Below are 12151 nucleotides of genomic sequence, written 5' to 3' on the forward strand. Positions count from 1 at the left end.
GAGGGAACCGCTATGACTTCGCAGAGAGGTAGCCACAAGGCTCTGCTGGGCAAGAAGCTCGGCATGACGCAGGTGTGGGACGACAACGGCTTCTTCGTCCCCGTCACGCTGGTGGATGTGTCCACCAACGTGGTCACGGCCGTCAAGTCCGAAGAGACCGACGGCTACAAGGCCGTCCAGATCGGCTATGGCCAGATCGATCCCACCAAGGTGACCAAGCCGCTCGCCGGCCACTTCGCCAAGGCTGGCGTCACCCCGCGCCGCCACCTCGTTGAGGTGCGCACCGAGGATGCCGCCGAGTATCAGCCCGGTCAGGAGCTGACCGTCGAGGTCTTCGCCGAAGGCTCCGAGGTCGACGTCACCGGCACCACCAAGGGCAAGGGCTTCGCCGGCACCATCAAGCGCTGGGGCTTCAAGTCCTACCGCCGCACCCACGGCTCTCACAAGAACGAACGCCGCCCCGGCTCCGTCGGCGCGTGCGCCACGCCGAGCCGTATCCTCAAGGGCAAGCGCATGGCTGGCCGCATGGGTCATGTGACCGCCACCGTCCAGAGCCTGACCGTTGTGTCCGCGGATCTTGAGAACGGCATTCTCGCCGTCAAGGGCGCCATTCCCGGCCCCAAGGGCGGCATCGTTCTCGTCCGCACGGCAGTGAAGGGAGCCTGATCATCATGGCAAACGTTACTCTGAACGTGACCGACGCCAAGGGCGAAGCCGCTGGCACCGTCGAGGTCCCGGGCGAGCTCTTCGGCCACACCGCCGAAGAGGTCCAGTCCCGCATTCCGCTGATCCACCAGGTCGTCACGGCCCAGCTGGCCGCTGCGCGCTCCGGCACGCACGCCACCAAGACCCGTGGCATGGTTTCCGGTGGCGGCAGGAAGCCGTGGAAGCAGAAGGGCACCGGCCGCGCCCGCCAGGGTTCGACCCGTGCTCCGCAGTGGTACCACGGCGGCACCGTGTTCGGTCCTCAGCCGCGCGACTACTCGCAGCGCACCCCCAAGAAGATGAAGGCCGCCGCCCTGCGCTACGTGCTTTCCGATCGCGCCAACGCCGGCCGCGTCGCCGTTGTGGACTTCGGCATCACCGATACCCCGTCCACCAAGGCCGCCGTCGCCGCGCTGACCCCGGTCACCGAGAACAAGTTCACCACCGTGGTGTTCTCCCGCGAAAACGTCAACGAGTGGCTGTCGGTGCGCAACATCCCGACCGTCCACCCGATTTTCGCCGATCAGCTCAACACGTACGATGTGGTCACCGCTCAGTATGTCGTCTTCACGAAGTCCGCCCTCGAGGCGTTCGTCGCGGCGAAGACCGAGCCGGCCGCCAAGGAGGCCTGATCCCAATGGTCGCTATTCACAAGCCCGCACACGACGTCATTCTGAAGCCCGTCGTCTCCGAGAAGAGCTACGCCGCTTCCGACCGTGGCCAGTACACCTTCGTGGTGGCCCCGGACGCGAACAAGGTGCAGATCAAGCAGGCCATCGAAGAGATCTTCAAGGTGAAGGTGACGAACGTCAACACCCTCAACCGCGCTGGCAAGAAGCAGCGCACCCGCACCGGTTTCGGCCAGCGCGCTTCCCAGAAGCGTGCGATCGTTACCGTCGCCGAGGGCCAGACGATCGACATCTTCGGCAACTGAAGGCTAGCCGAGAAAAGTTAAAGGAAGAACTATATTATGGCTATCCGCGTTTATAAGCCGACGTCTGCAGGCCGTCGCAACGCTTCCGTCTCGGACTTCTCCGAGATCACGCGCTCCACGCCTGAGAAGTCGCTCGTTCGCAAGCTCAGCAAGACTGGCGGTCGCAACTCCTACGGCCGTATGACCTCCCGCCATCGCGGCGGCGGTCACAAGCGCCAGTACCGTCTCATCGACTTCAAGCGTTGGGACAAGGACGGCGTGCCCGCCAAGGTCGCTCACATCGAGTACGACCCGAACCGTTCCGCCCGCATCGCCCTGCTGCACTACGCAGACGGCGAGAAGCGCTACATCATCGCTCCGGAGGGCGTCAAGCAGGGTGATGTCATTGAGACCGGCGAGAAGGCCGATATCAAGCCCGGCAACAACCTGCCGCTCAAGAACATCCCGACCGGTACCGTGGTGCACGCCATCGAGCTGCGCCCGCTGGGCGGCGCGAAGATCGCCCGCTCCGCCGGTGCCGCCGTCCAGCTTGTCGCCAAGGATGGCGCCTACGCCCAGCTGCGTATGCCGTCCGGCGAAATCCGCAACGTGGACGCCCGCTGCCGCGCGACCGTTGGTGAGGTCGGCAACTCCGATCACGCCAACATCCAGCTCGGCAAGGCCGGTCGTGCGCGTTGGATGGGCAAGCGTCCGTGGACCCGTGGTGAATCCATGAACCCGGTCGATCACCCGCACGGTGGTCGTACCCGCGGTGGCAAGCCGCCGGTTTCCCCGTGGGGCAAGGGCGAAGTTCGTACTCGCCGTCCGAAGAAGGCTTCGAACAAGATGATTGTTCGTCGTCGTCCGAATGGTAAGAACCGCAAGTAAGGGAGTGTCGAGTAGATGACTCGTAGCATCAAGAAGGGCCCCTTCGTCGACGCCCACCTGCAGAAGAAAGTCGACGAGCAGAACGAGAAGGGCACGCACAACGTCATCAAGACGTGGTCGCGCCGTTCGATGATCACCCCTGATTTCATCGGACACACGTTCGCAGTTCACGATGGTCGCAAGCATGTCCCGGTGTTCGTCACCGAGGCCATGGTCGGCCACAAGCTCGGTGAGTTCGCCCCGACCAAGACCTTCAAGGGTCATGTGAAGGACGACAAGAAGGCACGCCGCTAAAGGCAGGAGAGTAAAGACACATGGAAGCTAAAGCAATCGCTCGTCACGTCCGCGTGACGCCGCGCAAGGCTCGCCGCATGGTCGACCTCATCCGAGGCAAGCAGGCGACCGAAGCCGTTACCATTCTCAAGTTCGCTCCCCAGGACGCGTCCCTCCCGGTGCGCAAGGTCCTCGAGAGCGCCATCGCCAACGCGCGCGTCAAGGCCGACAAGGCCGGCGAGCCGTTCCGCGAGAACGACCTGGTCATCAAGGAGACCTATGTGGACGAGGGTGTGACGCTCAAGCGTTTCCGCGCTCGTGCGCAGGGCCGTGCCGCTCGTATCAACAAGCGCACCAGCCACATCACGGTCGTCGTCGCTACCAAGGAAGGAGCCCGCTAAAGATGGGTCAGAAGATCAATCCCTTTGGCTATCGTCTGGGCATCACCGAGAACCACCGTTCCAAGTGGTTCTCCGATTCCAACAAGCCCGGCGAGCGTTACCGCGACTTCGTGCTCGAGGATGACAAGATCCGCAAGGAAATGGGCAAGGATCTCGAGCGTGCGGGCGTGTCCCGCATCGTCATCGAGCGTACCCGCGACCGCGTGCGCGTGGACATCCACACCGCCCGTCCGGGTATCGTGATCGGCCGCCGCGGCGCCGAGGCTGAGCGTGTTCGCCAGAAGCTCGAGAAGCTCACCGGCAAGCAGGTCCAGCTCAACATCTTCGAAGTGAAGAACGCCGCTCTGGACGCCCAGCTCGTCGCTCAGGGCATCGCCGAACAGCTGACCAACCGCGTGACCTTCCGTCGCGCGATGCGCAAGGCTCAGCAGGACGCGATGCGCGCCGGCGCCAAGGGTATCCGCATCAAGCTCTCCGGCCGCCTCGGCGGTGCGGAAATGAGCCGTTCCGAGTTCTACCGCGAGGGCCGCGTTCCGCTGCAGACCCTCCGCGCCCTGATCGATTATGGCTTCTTCGAGGCCAAGACCACCTACGGCCGCATCGGCGTCAAGGTGTGGATCTACAAGGGCGACATGACCGAGCGCGAGTTCGAAGAGCAGCAGGCTCAGCAGAACAACCGCCCCGGCCGCCGTGGTGGCGATCGCCGCCCGCGCCGTGGCAACCGTGGTGCTGCCGCCCAGCAGAACAACGCAGCGACCGAGGCCGCCCCCGCGGCCGAAGCGGCTGCCGCTGAGGCTCCCGCCGCAACGGAAACGAAGGAGTGAACTGATGCTTATCCCGAAGAGGACTAAGTACCGTAAGCAGCATCGCCCGGTCCGTTCTGGCATGTCCAAGGGCGGCAACGAGATCTCGTTCGGCGATTTCGGCATCCAGGCGCTTGCGCCGGCCTATGTGACCAACCGTCAGATCGAGGCCGCCCGTATCGCCATGACCCGTTACATCAAGCGTGGCGGCCGCGTGTGGATCACGGTCTTCCCGGATCGCCCGCTGACCAAGAAGCCGCTGGGTACCCGAATGGGTTCCGGTAAGGGCACGCCCGAGTTCTGGATCGCCAACGTGCGTCCGGGCCGTGTGATGTTCGAGATCGGTGGCGTTTCCGAGGACGTCGCTCGCGAGGCCCTGCGCCGCGCCATCGACAAGCTTCCGATGAAGTGCCGCATTATCGCGCGTGAAGGTGGTGATATCTGATGGCAGTCGGTACCGCTGATTATGCAATCAAGAATCTGAACGAGAAGACCAACGAGGAGATCGAGGGCTTCCTCAAGAAGTCCAAGGAAGAGCTGTTCAACCTGCGCTTCCAGTCCGCGACCGGTCAGCTCGACAACACTGCCCGCCTCAAGGCGGTCAAGCACGACATCGCCAGGATGTACACCGTTCTGCGCGAGCGTGAGCTCGGCATCAGCCAGGCGCCCGAGGCAACCGACACGAAAGCTGAGGAGAAGTAATGGCTGAAGAGCGTAACTTCCGCAAGGTTCGTCGCGGTACCGTCGTGTCCGACAAGATGGACAAGACGATCACCGTCGAGCTCGAGCAGCGTTCGACCCACCCGCTGTACGGCAAGGTCGTCCGTTCCACCAAGAAGGTCAAGGCCCACGATGAACACAACGACGCGCACATTGGCGACGTTGTGAGTATTATGGAGACTCGGCCTCTGAGCAAGACCAAGCGTTGGCGTCTCGATACCATTATCGAGCGCGCTAAGTAACAAGTTCGGCAAGGCTCCGCGAGTCACCCCGCCCATGCTCGTACAGGTGGGCGGGGTGCTCGGGGAGAACCAGCTCGGCTAAGGAGAATCAATGATTCAGCAGGAAACGCGGCTTCATGTCGCCGACAACACGGGTGCGAAGGAACTCCTCGCCATCCGAGTGCTCGGCGGATCGAAGCGACGCTATGCCGGCATCGGCGACGTGATCGTCGCCTCCGTCAAGGACGCGATCCCTGGCGGGTCGGTCAAGAAGGGCGATGTGGTGAAGGCCGTCGTCGTCCGTACCGTCAAGGAGCACCGTCGCGTGGACGGCTCCTACATCAAGTTCGACGAGAACGCCGCCGTCATTCTCGGCTCCGGCCGTGAACCGAAGGGCACTCGTATCTTCGGACCGGTCGGTCGTGAGCTGCGCGACAAGCGCTTCATGAGGATCGTGTCCCTCGCCCCGGAGGTGATCTGACATGGTAGCCAAGATCAAGAGCGGCGACCTGGTCAAGGTCATCCGCGGCAAGGACCGCGGTAAGGAGGGCACCGTCACCCGCGTGCTGCCCAACGACCGTCTGATCGTCGAAGGCGTGCAGATCGTCAAGAAGCACGTGCGCGCCACGCAGCAGGGCCAGCAGTCCGGCATCGTCTCCGTCGAGGCGCCGATCCATCGCTCCAACGTGATGCTCGTCGACCCGGAGACCAAGCAGCCGACCCGCGTTGGCGTCATCGTCAAGGAAGAGGCTCGTGACGGCAAGGTGAAGACCGTGCGCGTGCGCGTTGCCAAGAAGTCCGGAAAGGAGCTGGCATGACCGATACCACTGTCGAAGCGCCGGCAACTCCGCGCTTGAAGCAGCAGTACAAGGATGTCATCATCCCTGAGATGGAGAAGGAGTTCAAGTACTCCAACCCCATGCAGGTTGCGCGAGTCCAGAAGGTCGTCGTCTCCATGGGCGTCGGCGCCGCCGCGCGTGACTCCAAGCTCATCGAGGGCGCCGTCAAGGATCTGACCCTGATCACCGGCCAGAAGCCGAAGATCACCAAGGCCAAGAAGTCCGTCGCGCAGTTCCACCTGCGTGAAGGCCAGGCCATCGGCGCATACGTCACCCTGCGCGGCGACCGTATGTGGGAGTTCCTCGACCGCCTGCTGACCCTCGCCCTGCCGCGTATCCGCGATTTCCGCGGCATCAACGGCAAGCAGTTCGATGGTCAGGGCAACTACAACTTTGGTCTCACCGAGCAGTCCATGTTCCACGAGATCGATCCCGATTCGATCGATCACCAGCGTGGTATGGACATCACCGTGGTGACCAGCACCAAGGACGACAAGGAAGCCTCCGCGCTGTTGAAGCACCTCGGCTTCCCCTTCAAGGAGAACTGAAATGGCAAAAACCGCTCTGAAGAACAAGGCGGCCGGCAAGCCTAAGTTCAAGGTGCGCGCCTACACGCGCTGCCAGGTTTGTGGTCGTCCCCACTCCGTCTACCGCAAGTTCGGCCTGTGCCGCATCTGCCTTCGCGAGAAGGCGCACCGCGGTGAGCTGCCCGGCGTCACGAAGTCCAGTTGGTAAACATCGACGCTGAAGGTCCGCGGCCCGACCGCCTCGCCCAGCGAGGCGCAAGGGCGGCGGAAACCATAGCGAGAAAGGGCAACAAGCCCAAATGACAATGACAGATCCTATCGCAGACATGCTCACGCGTCTGCGTAATGCGAGCACGGCGAAGCACGAGACCGTGGACATGCCGTACTCCAAGTTCAAGGCGAACATCGCCGAGATCCTGAAGCGCGAAGGCTACATCAAGGACTTTGCCGCCAAGGAAGCCAAGGTCGGCCAGACCCTTGAGGTCACCCTCAAGTACGGCCCGAACGGCGAGCGTTCCATCCAGGGCATCAAGCGCATTTCGAAGCCGGGCCTGCGTCGCTACGCCAAGTCCGACTCCCTGCCGATGCCGCTCGGTGGCCTCGGCATCGCCATCATCTCGACCAGCTCGGGACTGATGACCCAGAAGGAATGCCTCGACCGGGGCATCGGCGGCGAGATCGTCGCCTACGTGTGGTGAGAAAGGAGAGCTGAAACATGGCATCGCATATTGGTAAGCTCCCCGTCGCCATCCCGGCAGGCGTGGAAGTCACGATTGAGGGGCAGAACTTCTCGGCCAAGGGCCCGAAGGGTTCCGACTCCTACGTCATTCCCGAAGGCATCACCGCCGTGGTCGAGGGCAACGAGATCGTCCTCACCCCGGCCGATGATCTGCGCCCGACCCGTGCCAAGCACGGTCTGAGCCGCTCCATCATCGCCGGCATGGTCAAGGGCGTGCACGAAGGCTACGCCAAGACCCTGCAGATCGTCGGCACCGGTTACCGCGCCACGCTGAAGGGCAAGGGCATCGAGTTCGCTCTCGGTTACTCCCACACCATCACCGTGAACCCGCCGGAAGGCATCGAGTTCGAAGTGCCGAACGCCAACCAGGTGATCGTCAAGGGCACCGACAAGCAGGCCGTTGGCCAGGTGGCCGCGAACATCCGCAAGCTGCGCGCTCCGGAACCCTACAAGGGCAAGGGCATCAAGTACGCGGACGAGCGTATCCTGCGCAAGGCTGGAAAGGCTGGTAAGTGATATGAGCGTTACGATTCTCGGTAAGGGCAAGAAGGTCGCGCTCAAGCGTCGTCACGCACGTCTGCGCAAGCGCATCTCCGGCACCCCGGAACTCCCGCGCCTTGTCGTGAGCCGTTCCAACCGTCACATGGTCGCCCAGATCGTCGACGACACCAAGGGCATCACCCTGGTGAGCGCTTCGACGCTGACCGCCGATTTCTCCGGCTTCGAGGGCACCAAGGTCGAGGCGGCCAAGAAGGTCGGCGAGCTGGTGGCCGAGAAGGCCAAGGCCGCTGGCATCGAGGCTGTTGTGTTCGACCGTGGCGGCAACAAGTACACCGGTCGCGTCGCAGCTGTCGCTGAAGGCGCCCGCGAGGGAGGTCTGGCACTGTGAGCGACGAAACTCAGAAGGAAACCCAAGTGGCTGAAGAAACTCAGAACACTGCGGCGGCCGAGACCAACAACGCCAACGAGGACCGCAAGTCCCGACGTGGCCAGCGCGGTGAAGGCCGCCGTGGCGAGCGCCGCAATCGTCGTGAGGAGAATCACGGCGACGAGCTGCTCGACCGCGTGGTGACCATCAACCGTGTGTCCAAGACCCACAAGGGCGGCCGCACGTTCAGCTTCGCGGCCCTCGTGGTCGTCGGTGACGGCAACGGCACCGTCGGCGTGGGCTACGGCAAGTCCCGTGAGGTCCCGGCGGCCATCGCCAAGGGCCAGCTGGATGCCAAGAAGCACATGTTCACCGTCCCGCGCGTCCGTGGCACCGTCACCCACCCGGTGATCGGCCACGATGCCGCCGGCACCGTGCTCCTGCGCCCGGCCGCCCCCGGTACCGGCGTTATCGCCGGTGGCCCGGTCCGCGCCGTCATGGAGTGCGCCGGCATCACCGACATCCTGACCAAGTCGATGGGCTCCGCCACCGCCGTGAACATGGTTCGCGCCACCGTGGCCGCCCTCAAGCAGCTCGAGGACCCGGAGGAGATCGCGGCCCGCCGTGGTCTCGCCCTCAACGAGGTTGCTCCCGACGCCATGCTGCGCGCCCGCGCCGCCGGCATCGCCGAGGCCCGCAAGGCCCGCGAAGAGGCCAAGGCCGCCGCTGAACAGAAGGATGGTGAGTGATGGCTAACCTGAAGATCACCCTGCACCATGGTTTGGTGAACCGTACCCCGCAGCAGCGTGCGACCGTGCAGACCCTCGGTCTGCGCAAGATCGGCCAGAGCGTGATTCGTGAGGACACCCCCGCGAACCGCGGCCTGATCCGTGCGGTGCGCCACCTGGTCACCGTTGAGGAGGCAGACTGATTATGGCCAATGAAGAAGAAACCACAATCCTGCAGATGCACGATCTGAAGCCCGCCCCGGGCGCCAAGAAGGATCGCATCCGCGTGGGCCGCGGTGAAGGCTCCAAGGGTAAGACCTCGGGCCGTGGCGATAAGGGCACCAAGAAGCGCTACCAGGTCCGTCCTGGCTTCGAAGGTGGCCAGCTGCCGCTGTACATGCGCCTGCCGAAGCTTCGTGGCTTCAAGAACCCCTTCAAGCAGGAGTTCCAGGTCGTGAACGTGGCCGCTCTCGGCGAACTGTTCCCGGCCGGCGGTGAGGTCACCGTCGCCGATCTGGTCGCCAAGGGCGCCGTGCGCGCCAACCAGCCCGTCAAGGTGCTGGGCGACGGTGAGGTCACCGTCGCGCTCCAGCTCAAGGGCGTGAAGGCCTCCGCTTCGGCCAAGGCCAAGATCGAAGCCGCGGGCGGTTCCATCGAGGAGTAGTCCTCGCCACGGAATCGGATCCGCAGTGCGATACGAATGATGACCCTCGCCCGCTGCAAAGCGGTCGGGGGTCATTTCGTTGTTGCGTACGCGCTGACGTGCGGTATTGACTGCATATACTGACCACGCTCGCGGTGTTGGTAGACGCTGTACGCTAGACTCGAGCGTTAGAGTCTGTCCGGATGGGTGCGCGGGGAGCGCACAAATGGAAAGGAATCCCAGGTGAGGACGTTAATCCAGGCCTTTCGTACCAAGGAGCTGAGGAACAAGATCCTGTTCGTGCTCGGCATGATCATCATCTACCGCATCGGCTCGTTCATCCCGACTCCCGGTGTGGACTACAAGGTGGTGCAGGAGTGCATCAGCCAGCTGAGCTCCAATCAGGAGAACTTCATCGGCTTGGTGAATCTGTTCTCCGGCGGCGCCATGCTGCAGCTGTCGATCTTCGCGCTGGGCGTCATGCCGTACATCACCGCCTCCATCGTCGTGCAGCTGCTGCGCGTGGTCATCCCGCGCTTCGAGGCGCTGCACAAGGAAGGCCAGTCGGGCGAGGCCAAGCTCACCCAGTACACCCGTTACCTGACCATCGGTCTCGCCGTGCTGCAGTCCACCACGATCCTGGTGACCGCCCGCTCCGGCGCGCTGTTCTCCGGCTGCTCCCAGCAGGTGATCCCCGACGGCTCGGTGTGGAGCCTGATCGTCATGGTCCTGATCATGACCGGCGGCACCGGCCTGATCATGTGGATGGCCGAATTGATCACCGACAAGGGCATCGGCCAGGGCATGTCCATCCTGATCTTCATGTCCATCTGCTCCGGCTTCCTGCCGCAGCTGTGGGAGATCGGCTGGGGCACCAACGGCACCGACGGCAACTGGTGGAAGTTCGGCGTCGTCACCGGCGTGCTGCTGGTGATCCTCGTGCTCGTCGACTACGTCGAGCTGTGCCAGCGCCGCATCCCCGTGCAGTACACCCGCCGCATGATCGGCCGCAAGATGTACGGCGGATCGTCCACCTACCTGCCGCTCAAGATCAACATGAGCGGCGTGATCCCGCCGATCTTCGCCTCCTCGATCCTCGCGATCCCGACGCTGATCGCCCAGTTCGGCTCCTCCGACGCCAAGTGGGTCACGTGGATCAACAACAACCTGGCCAACACCACCTCCGTGTGGTACATCGCGCTGTACGCGCTGATGATCGTGTTCTTCTGCTTCTTCTACACCTCGATCACGTTCAACCCGGACGAGACCGCGGACAACATGAAGCAGTACGGCGGCTTCATCCCGGGCATCCGCGCCGGCAACGCGACCAGCCGCTACCTGACCTACGTGATGAACCGCCTCAATACGGTCGGCGCCGTCTACCTGCTGTTCGTGGCGCTGATCCCGACCGTGCTCATCATGGCCCTCCAGCTCAACGCGAAGCTGCCGTTCGGCGGCACGACGATCCTGATCATCGCCGGCGTCGGCCTCGACACGCTGCGCCAGGCCAAGGCCCAGACCGAGCAGTTCCAGTACACCGGCTTCCTGTTCGAGAACACGGACCACAAGGAAGGCTGATCTTGCTTGCCCCCGCTGGCGGGGGCCGTCGGCATCGCCGACCGGGGGCGGCCGTGCCAGATGAAGGCCGTTCCCAGTCTCGCCTTGCGGGATGCATTCCCGCCGGCGGGATCACGATATGTATCGCACCGTACGTTAAGGAGACCGTCATGCGACTTCTCATCATGGGTCCGCAGGGTGTCGGCAAGGGCACCCAGGCCGCGCTGCTCGCCGAGCACTATGGCATTCCGGCCATCTCGACCGGCGACATCTTCCGCTACAACATCAAGAACAAGACCGAACTCGGCCTTGAGGCGCTCAAGTACACCGACAAGGGCGAGCTGGTCCCCGACGAGCTGACCAACAAGATCGTCAAGGACCGCCTGGCCATGGACGACGCCAAGAACGGCTGGCTCCTCGACGGCTACCCGCGCAACGCCTCGCAGGTCGTGGCGCTCGACGGCATGCTCGCCGAGCTCGGCACCCCGCTCGACAAGGTCGTGGCGCTCGACGCCGACCACGACGTGCTCATGGAGCGCATCGCCAAGCGCGCCGCCGAGCAGGGCCGCTCCGACGACACCCCGGAGGCCATCGCCAAGCGCCTGGCCACCTACGCGAAGGAGACCGCCCCTCTGCTCGACACCTACCGCAGCCGCGGCCAGCTGGTTGCCATCGACGGCGTCGGCGACATCGACGAGATCCAGGCCAACATCGTCGAGGCGCTGGACCGCTGACCCAATAGCACAGACTTTCCCGAAACGGGGAACGCGACACGCCGAGTGTTGCGTTCCCCGTTTTGCGTGTATTCTTGCAGTTTGGTGTGTCTTCGGGCGCACTAACGGTAATTGTCCCCAAGAACGGATCACGAGGCTCATGGCAAAAGACGGTGTGATTGAAGTCGAAGGTCAGGTAGTGGAAGCACTGCCCAACGCGATGTTCCGCGTAGAACTCGAGAACAAGCACATCGTGCTCGCGACGATCTCCGGCAAAATGCGGAAGAACTACATTCGCATCCTGCCTCAGGATCGCGTGGTGCTCGAGATGAGTCCCTACGATCTGAACCGTGGACGGATTACGTACCGCTACAAGTAAAGGTACAAGTAAAGGAAAACCATGAAGGTCAGCCCTAGTGTGAAGAGGATCTGCGAAAACTGCCGCGTGATCCGTCGTCACGGCCGCGTCATGGTGATCTGCGTCAACCCCCGCCACAAGCAGCGTCAGGGCTGAGAGCAGATCCAGCGGCACAAAACAGAATACAGGCGCTGAGTCACAGGTGAGGTTCTCCCGAGATCCTTGTCTGAACCCCGGGTACGCAGGCCCGGGCCG

The 12151-nt window shown here is 63.4% G+C and carries 24 protein-coding genes; all 24 read left to right on the forward strand.

The window, feature by feature from the left end; genetic code table 11:
- Window positions 1-12: 12 nt before the first annotated feature.
- Window positions 13-666, forward strand: a complete 654-nt coding sequence (gene rplC, locus BBSC_RS02455; protein ID WP_033516550.1) for a 50S ribosomal protein L3 — start codon at window positions 13-15, stop codon at window positions 664-666.
- Between the two features lie 5 nt (window positions 667-671).
- Window positions 672-1337 carry a 50S ribosomal protein L4 gene (gene rplD, locus BBSC_RS02460; protein ID WP_033516548.1) on the forward strand — a complete coding sequence of 222 codons (666 nt, stop codon included), beginning with the start codon at window positions 672-674 and terminating at the stop codon, window positions 1335-1337.
- Window positions 1338-1342: 5 nt separating this feature from the next.
- The gene (gene rplW / locus BBSC_RS02465; protein WP_007053033.1) at window positions 1343-1639 is read left to right on the forward strand and encodes a 50S ribosomal protein L23; all 297 of its coding nucleotides are present in this window, start codon (window positions 1343-1345) and stop codon (window positions 1637-1639) included.
- Between the two features lie 36 nt (window positions 1640-1675).
- On the forward strand, window positions 1676-2506 hold the full coding sequence (gene rplB, locus BBSC_RS02470) for a 50S ribosomal protein L2 (RefSeq protein ID WP_033516546.1): 831 nt from the start codon (window positions 1676-1678) through the stop codon (window positions 2504-2506).
- 15 nt (window positions 2507-2521) lie between these two features.
- Window positions 2522-2800 carry a 30S ribosomal protein S19 gene (gene rpsS / locus BBSC_RS02475; protein WP_015450968.1) on the forward strand — a complete coding sequence of 93 codons (279 nt, stop codon included), beginning with the start codon at window positions 2522-2524 and terminating at the stop codon, window positions 2798-2800.
- A 20-nt stretch (window positions 2801-2820) separates the two neighbouring features.
- The gene (gene rplV, locus BBSC_RS02480; protein WP_033493913.1) at window positions 2821-3180 is read left to right on the forward strand and encodes a 50S ribosomal protein L22; all 360 of its coding nucleotides are present in this window, start codon (window positions 2821-2823) and stop codon (window positions 3178-3180) included.
- Window positions 3181-3182: 2 nt separating this feature from the next.
- A complete protein-coding gene (rpsC, locus tag BBSC_RS02485; RefSeq protein WP_033516544.1) occupies window positions 3183-4004 on the forward strand; it encodes a 30S ribosomal protein S3 in 822 nt (273 codons plus the stop codon).
- A gap of 4 nt (window positions 4005-4008) precedes the next feature.
- Window positions 4009-4428 (forward strand): 50S ribosomal protein L16, encoded by a 420-nt coding sequence (rplP, locus tag BBSC_RS02490; protein ID WP_033516542.1) that lies wholly within the window; start codon window positions 4009-4011, stop codon window positions 4426-4428.
- Window positions 4428-4685: a 50S ribosomal protein L29 gene (rpmC, locus tag BBSC_RS02495; protein WP_033516541.1), complete on the forward strand. Its 258-nt coding sequence runs from the start codon at window positions 4428-4430 to the stop codon at window positions 4683-4685. Before rplP ends, rpmC begins: the two co-directional genes overlap by 1 nt.
- A complete protein-coding gene (gene rpsQ / locus BBSC_RS02500) occupies window positions 4685-4945 on the forward strand; it encodes a 30S ribosomal protein S17 (protein ID WP_033516540.1) in 261 nt (86 codons plus the stop codon). Before rpmC ends, rpsQ begins: the two co-directional genes overlap by 1 nt.
- 91 nt (window positions 4946-5036) lie before the next feature.
- Window positions 5037-5405: a 50S ribosomal protein L14 gene (gene rplN / locus BBSC_RS02505; protein WP_033516538.1), complete on the forward strand. Its 369-nt coding sequence runs from the start codon at window positions 5037-5039 to the stop codon at window positions 5403-5405.
- A 1-nt stretch (window position 5406) separates the two neighbouring features.
- Window positions 5407-5742, forward strand: coding sequence for a 50S ribosomal protein L24 (rplX, locus tag BBSC_RS02510; RefSeq protein WP_033516536.1), 336 nt, complete (start codon window positions 5407-5409; stop codon window positions 5740-5742).
- On the forward strand, window positions 5739-6311 hold the full coding sequence (rplE, locus tag BBSC_RS02515) for a 50S ribosomal protein L5 (RefSeq protein WP_033516534.1): 573 nt from the start codon (window positions 5739-5741) through the stop codon (window positions 6309-6311). Before rplX ends, rplE begins: the two co-directional genes overlap by 4 nt.
- Before the next feature lies 1 nt (window position 6312).
- The gene (locus BBSC_RS02520; RefSeq protein ID WP_003814530.1) at window positions 6313-6498 is read left to right on the forward strand and encodes a type Z 30S ribosomal protein S14; all 186 of its coding nucleotides are present in this window, start codon (window positions 6313-6315) and stop codon (window positions 6496-6498) included.
- 91 nt (window positions 6499-6589) lie between these two features.
- A complete protein-coding gene (gene rpsH / locus BBSC_RS02525; protein WP_033516532.1) occupies window positions 6590-6988 on the forward strand; it encodes a 30S ribosomal protein S8 in 399 nt (132 codons plus the stop codon).
- A 17-nt stretch (window positions 6989-7005) separates the two neighbouring features.
- Window positions 7006-7545 (forward strand): 50S ribosomal protein L6, encoded by a 540-nt coding sequence (gene rplF, locus BBSC_RS02530; RefSeq protein WP_033516530.1) that lies wholly within the window; start codon window positions 7006-7008, stop codon window positions 7543-7545.
- Window position 7546: 1 nt separating this feature from the next.
- The gene (gene rplR, locus BBSC_RS02535) at window positions 7547-7918 is read left to right on the forward strand and encodes a 50S ribosomal protein L18 (protein WP_033516528.1); all 372 of its coding nucleotides are present in this window, start codon (window positions 7547-7549) and stop codon (window positions 7916-7918) included.
- Complete coding sequence (gene rpsE / locus BBSC_RS02540; RefSeq protein ID WP_034531374.1) at window positions 7915-8646, forward strand: 30S ribosomal protein S5; 732 nt, start codon at window positions 7915-7917, stop codon at window positions 8644-8646. Before rplR ends, rpsE begins: the two co-directional genes overlap by 4 nt.
- Window positions 8646-8828 (forward strand): 50S ribosomal protein L30, encoded by a 183-nt coding sequence (rpmD, locus tag BBSC_RS02545; RefSeq protein WP_033516524.1) that lies wholly within the window; start codon window positions 8646-8648, stop codon window positions 8826-8828. Before rpsE ends, rpmD begins: the two co-directional genes overlap by 1 nt.
- Before the next feature lie 2 nt (window positions 8829-8830).
- Window positions 8831-9289, forward strand: coding sequence for a 50S ribosomal protein L15 (gene rplO / locus BBSC_RS02550; RefSeq protein ID WP_033516523.1), 459 nt, complete (start codon window positions 8831-8833; stop codon window positions 9287-9289).
- A gap of 222 nt (window positions 9290-9511) precedes the next feature.
- Window positions 9512-10846, forward strand: coding sequence for a preprotein translocase subunit SecY (gene secY, locus BBSC_RS02555; protein ID WP_033516522.1), 1335 nt, complete (start codon window positions 9512-9514; stop codon window positions 10844-10846).
- A gap of 149 nt (window positions 10847-10995) precedes the next feature.
- Complete coding sequence (locus BBSC_RS02560) at window positions 10996-11559, forward strand: adenylate kinase (RefSeq protein WP_033516520.1); 564 nt, start codon at window positions 10996-10998, stop codon at window positions 11557-11559.
- A gap of 139 nt (window positions 11560-11698) precedes the next feature.
- Window positions 11699-11917, forward strand: coding sequence for a translation initiation factor IF-1 (gene infA / locus BBSC_RS02565; RefSeq protein ID WP_003808114.1), 219 nt, complete (start codon window positions 11699-11701; stop codon window positions 11915-11917).
- 21 nt (window positions 11918-11938) lie between these two features.
- Window positions 11939-12052 (forward strand): 50S ribosomal protein L36, encoded by a 114-nt coding sequence (gene rpmJ / locus BBSC_RS02570; RefSeq protein ID WP_003808136.1) that lies wholly within the window; start codon window positions 11939-11941, stop codon window positions 12050-12052.
- Window positions 12053-12151: the final 99 nt, after the last annotated feature.

This window comes from Bifidobacterium scardovii JCM 12489 = DSM 13734, assembly GCF_001042635.1.
GTDB lineage: Bacteria > Actinomycetota > Actinomycetes > Actinomycetales > Bifidobacteriaceae > Bifidobacterium > Bifidobacterium scardovii.

What these genes read in the sequence shown, in the direction of transcription:
- rplC (WP_033516550.1), top strand. Translation starts at nt 13, where the DNA reads ATGACTTCGCAGAGAGGTAGCCACAAGGCTCTGCTGGGCAAGAAGCTC.
- rplD (WP_033516548.1), top strand. Translation starts at nt 672, where the DNA reads ATGGCAAACGTTACTCTGAACGTGACCGACGCCAAGGGCGAAGCCGCT.
- rplW (WP_007053033.1), top strand. Translation starts at nt 1,343, where the DNA reads ATGGTCGCTATTCACAAGCCCGCACACGACGTCATTCTGAAGCCCGTC.
- rplB (WP_033516546.1), top strand. Translation starts at nt 1,676, where the DNA reads ATGGCTATCCGCGTTTATAAGCCGACGTCTGCAGGCCGTCGCAACGCT.
- rpsS (WP_015450968.1), top strand. Translation starts at nt 2,522, where the DNA reads ATGACTCGTAGCATCAAGAAGGGCCCCTTCGTCGACGCCCACCTGCAG.
- rplV (WP_033493913.1), top strand. Translation starts at nt 2,821, where the DNA reads ATGGAAGCTAAAGCAATCGCTCGTCACGTCCGCGTGACGCCGCGCAAG.
- rpsC (WP_033516544.1), top strand. Translation starts at nt 3,183, where the DNA reads ATGGGTCAGAAGATCAATCCCTTTGGCTATCGTCTGGGCATCACCGAG.
- rplP (WP_033516542.1), top strand. Translation starts at nt 4,009, where the DNA reads ATGCTTATCCCGAAGAGGACTAAGTACCGTAAGCAGCATCGCCCGGTC.
- rpmC (WP_033516541.1), top strand. Translation starts at nt 4,428, where the DNA reads ATGGCAGTCGGTACCGCTGATTATGCAATCAAGAATCTGAACGAGAAG.
- rpsQ (WP_033516540.1), top strand. Translation starts at nt 4,685, where the DNA reads ATGGCTGAAGAGCGTAACTTCCGCAAGGTTCGTCGCGGTACCGTCGTG.
- rplN (WP_033516538.1), top strand. Translation starts at nt 5,037, where the DNA reads ATGATTCAGCAGGAAACGCGGCTTCATGTCGCCGACAACACGGGTGCG.
- rplX (WP_033516536.1), top strand. Translation starts at nt 5,407, where the DNA reads ATGGTAGCCAAGATCAAGAGCGGCGACCTGGTCAAGGTCATCCGCGGC.
- rplE (WP_033516534.1), top strand. Translation starts at nt 5,739, where the DNA reads ATGACCGATACCACTGTCGAAGCGCCGGCAACTCCGCGCTTGAAGCAG.
- BBSC_RS02520 (WP_003814530.1), top strand. Translation starts at nt 6,313, where the DNA reads ATGGCAAAAACCGCTCTGAAGAACAAGGCGGCCGGCAAGCCTAAGTTC.
- rpsH (WP_033516532.1), top strand. Translation starts at nt 6,590, where the DNA reads ATGACAATGACAGATCCTATCGCAGACATGCTCACGCGTCTGCGTAAT.
- rplF (WP_033516530.1), top strand. Translation starts at nt 7,006, where the DNA reads ATGGCATCGCATATTGGTAAGCTCCCCGTCGCCATCCCGGCAGGCGTG.
- rplR (WP_033516528.1), top strand. Translation starts at nt 7,547, where the DNA reads ATGAGCGTTACGATTCTCGGTAAGGGCAAGAAGGTCGCGCTCAAGCGT.
- rpmD (WP_033516524.1), top strand. Translation starts at nt 8,646, where the DNA reads ATGGCTAACCTGAAGATCACCCTGCACCATGGTTTGGTGAACCGTACC.
- rplO (WP_033516523.1), top strand. Translation starts at nt 8,831, where the DNA reads ATGGCCAATGAAGAAGAAACCACAATCCTGCAGATGCACGATCTGAAG.
- BBSC_RS02560 (WP_033516520.1), top strand. Translation starts at nt 10,996, where the DNA reads ATGCGACTTCTCATCATGGGTCCGCAGGGTGTCGGCAAGGGCACCCAG.
- infA (WP_003808114.1), top strand. Translation starts at nt 11,699, where the DNA reads ATGGCAAAAGACGGTGTGATTGAAGTCGAAGGTCAGGTAGTGGAAGCA.
- rpmJ (WP_003808136.1), top strand. Translation starts at nt 11,939, where the DNA reads ATGAAGGTCAGCCCTAGTGTGAAGAGGATCTGCGAAAACTGCCGCGTG.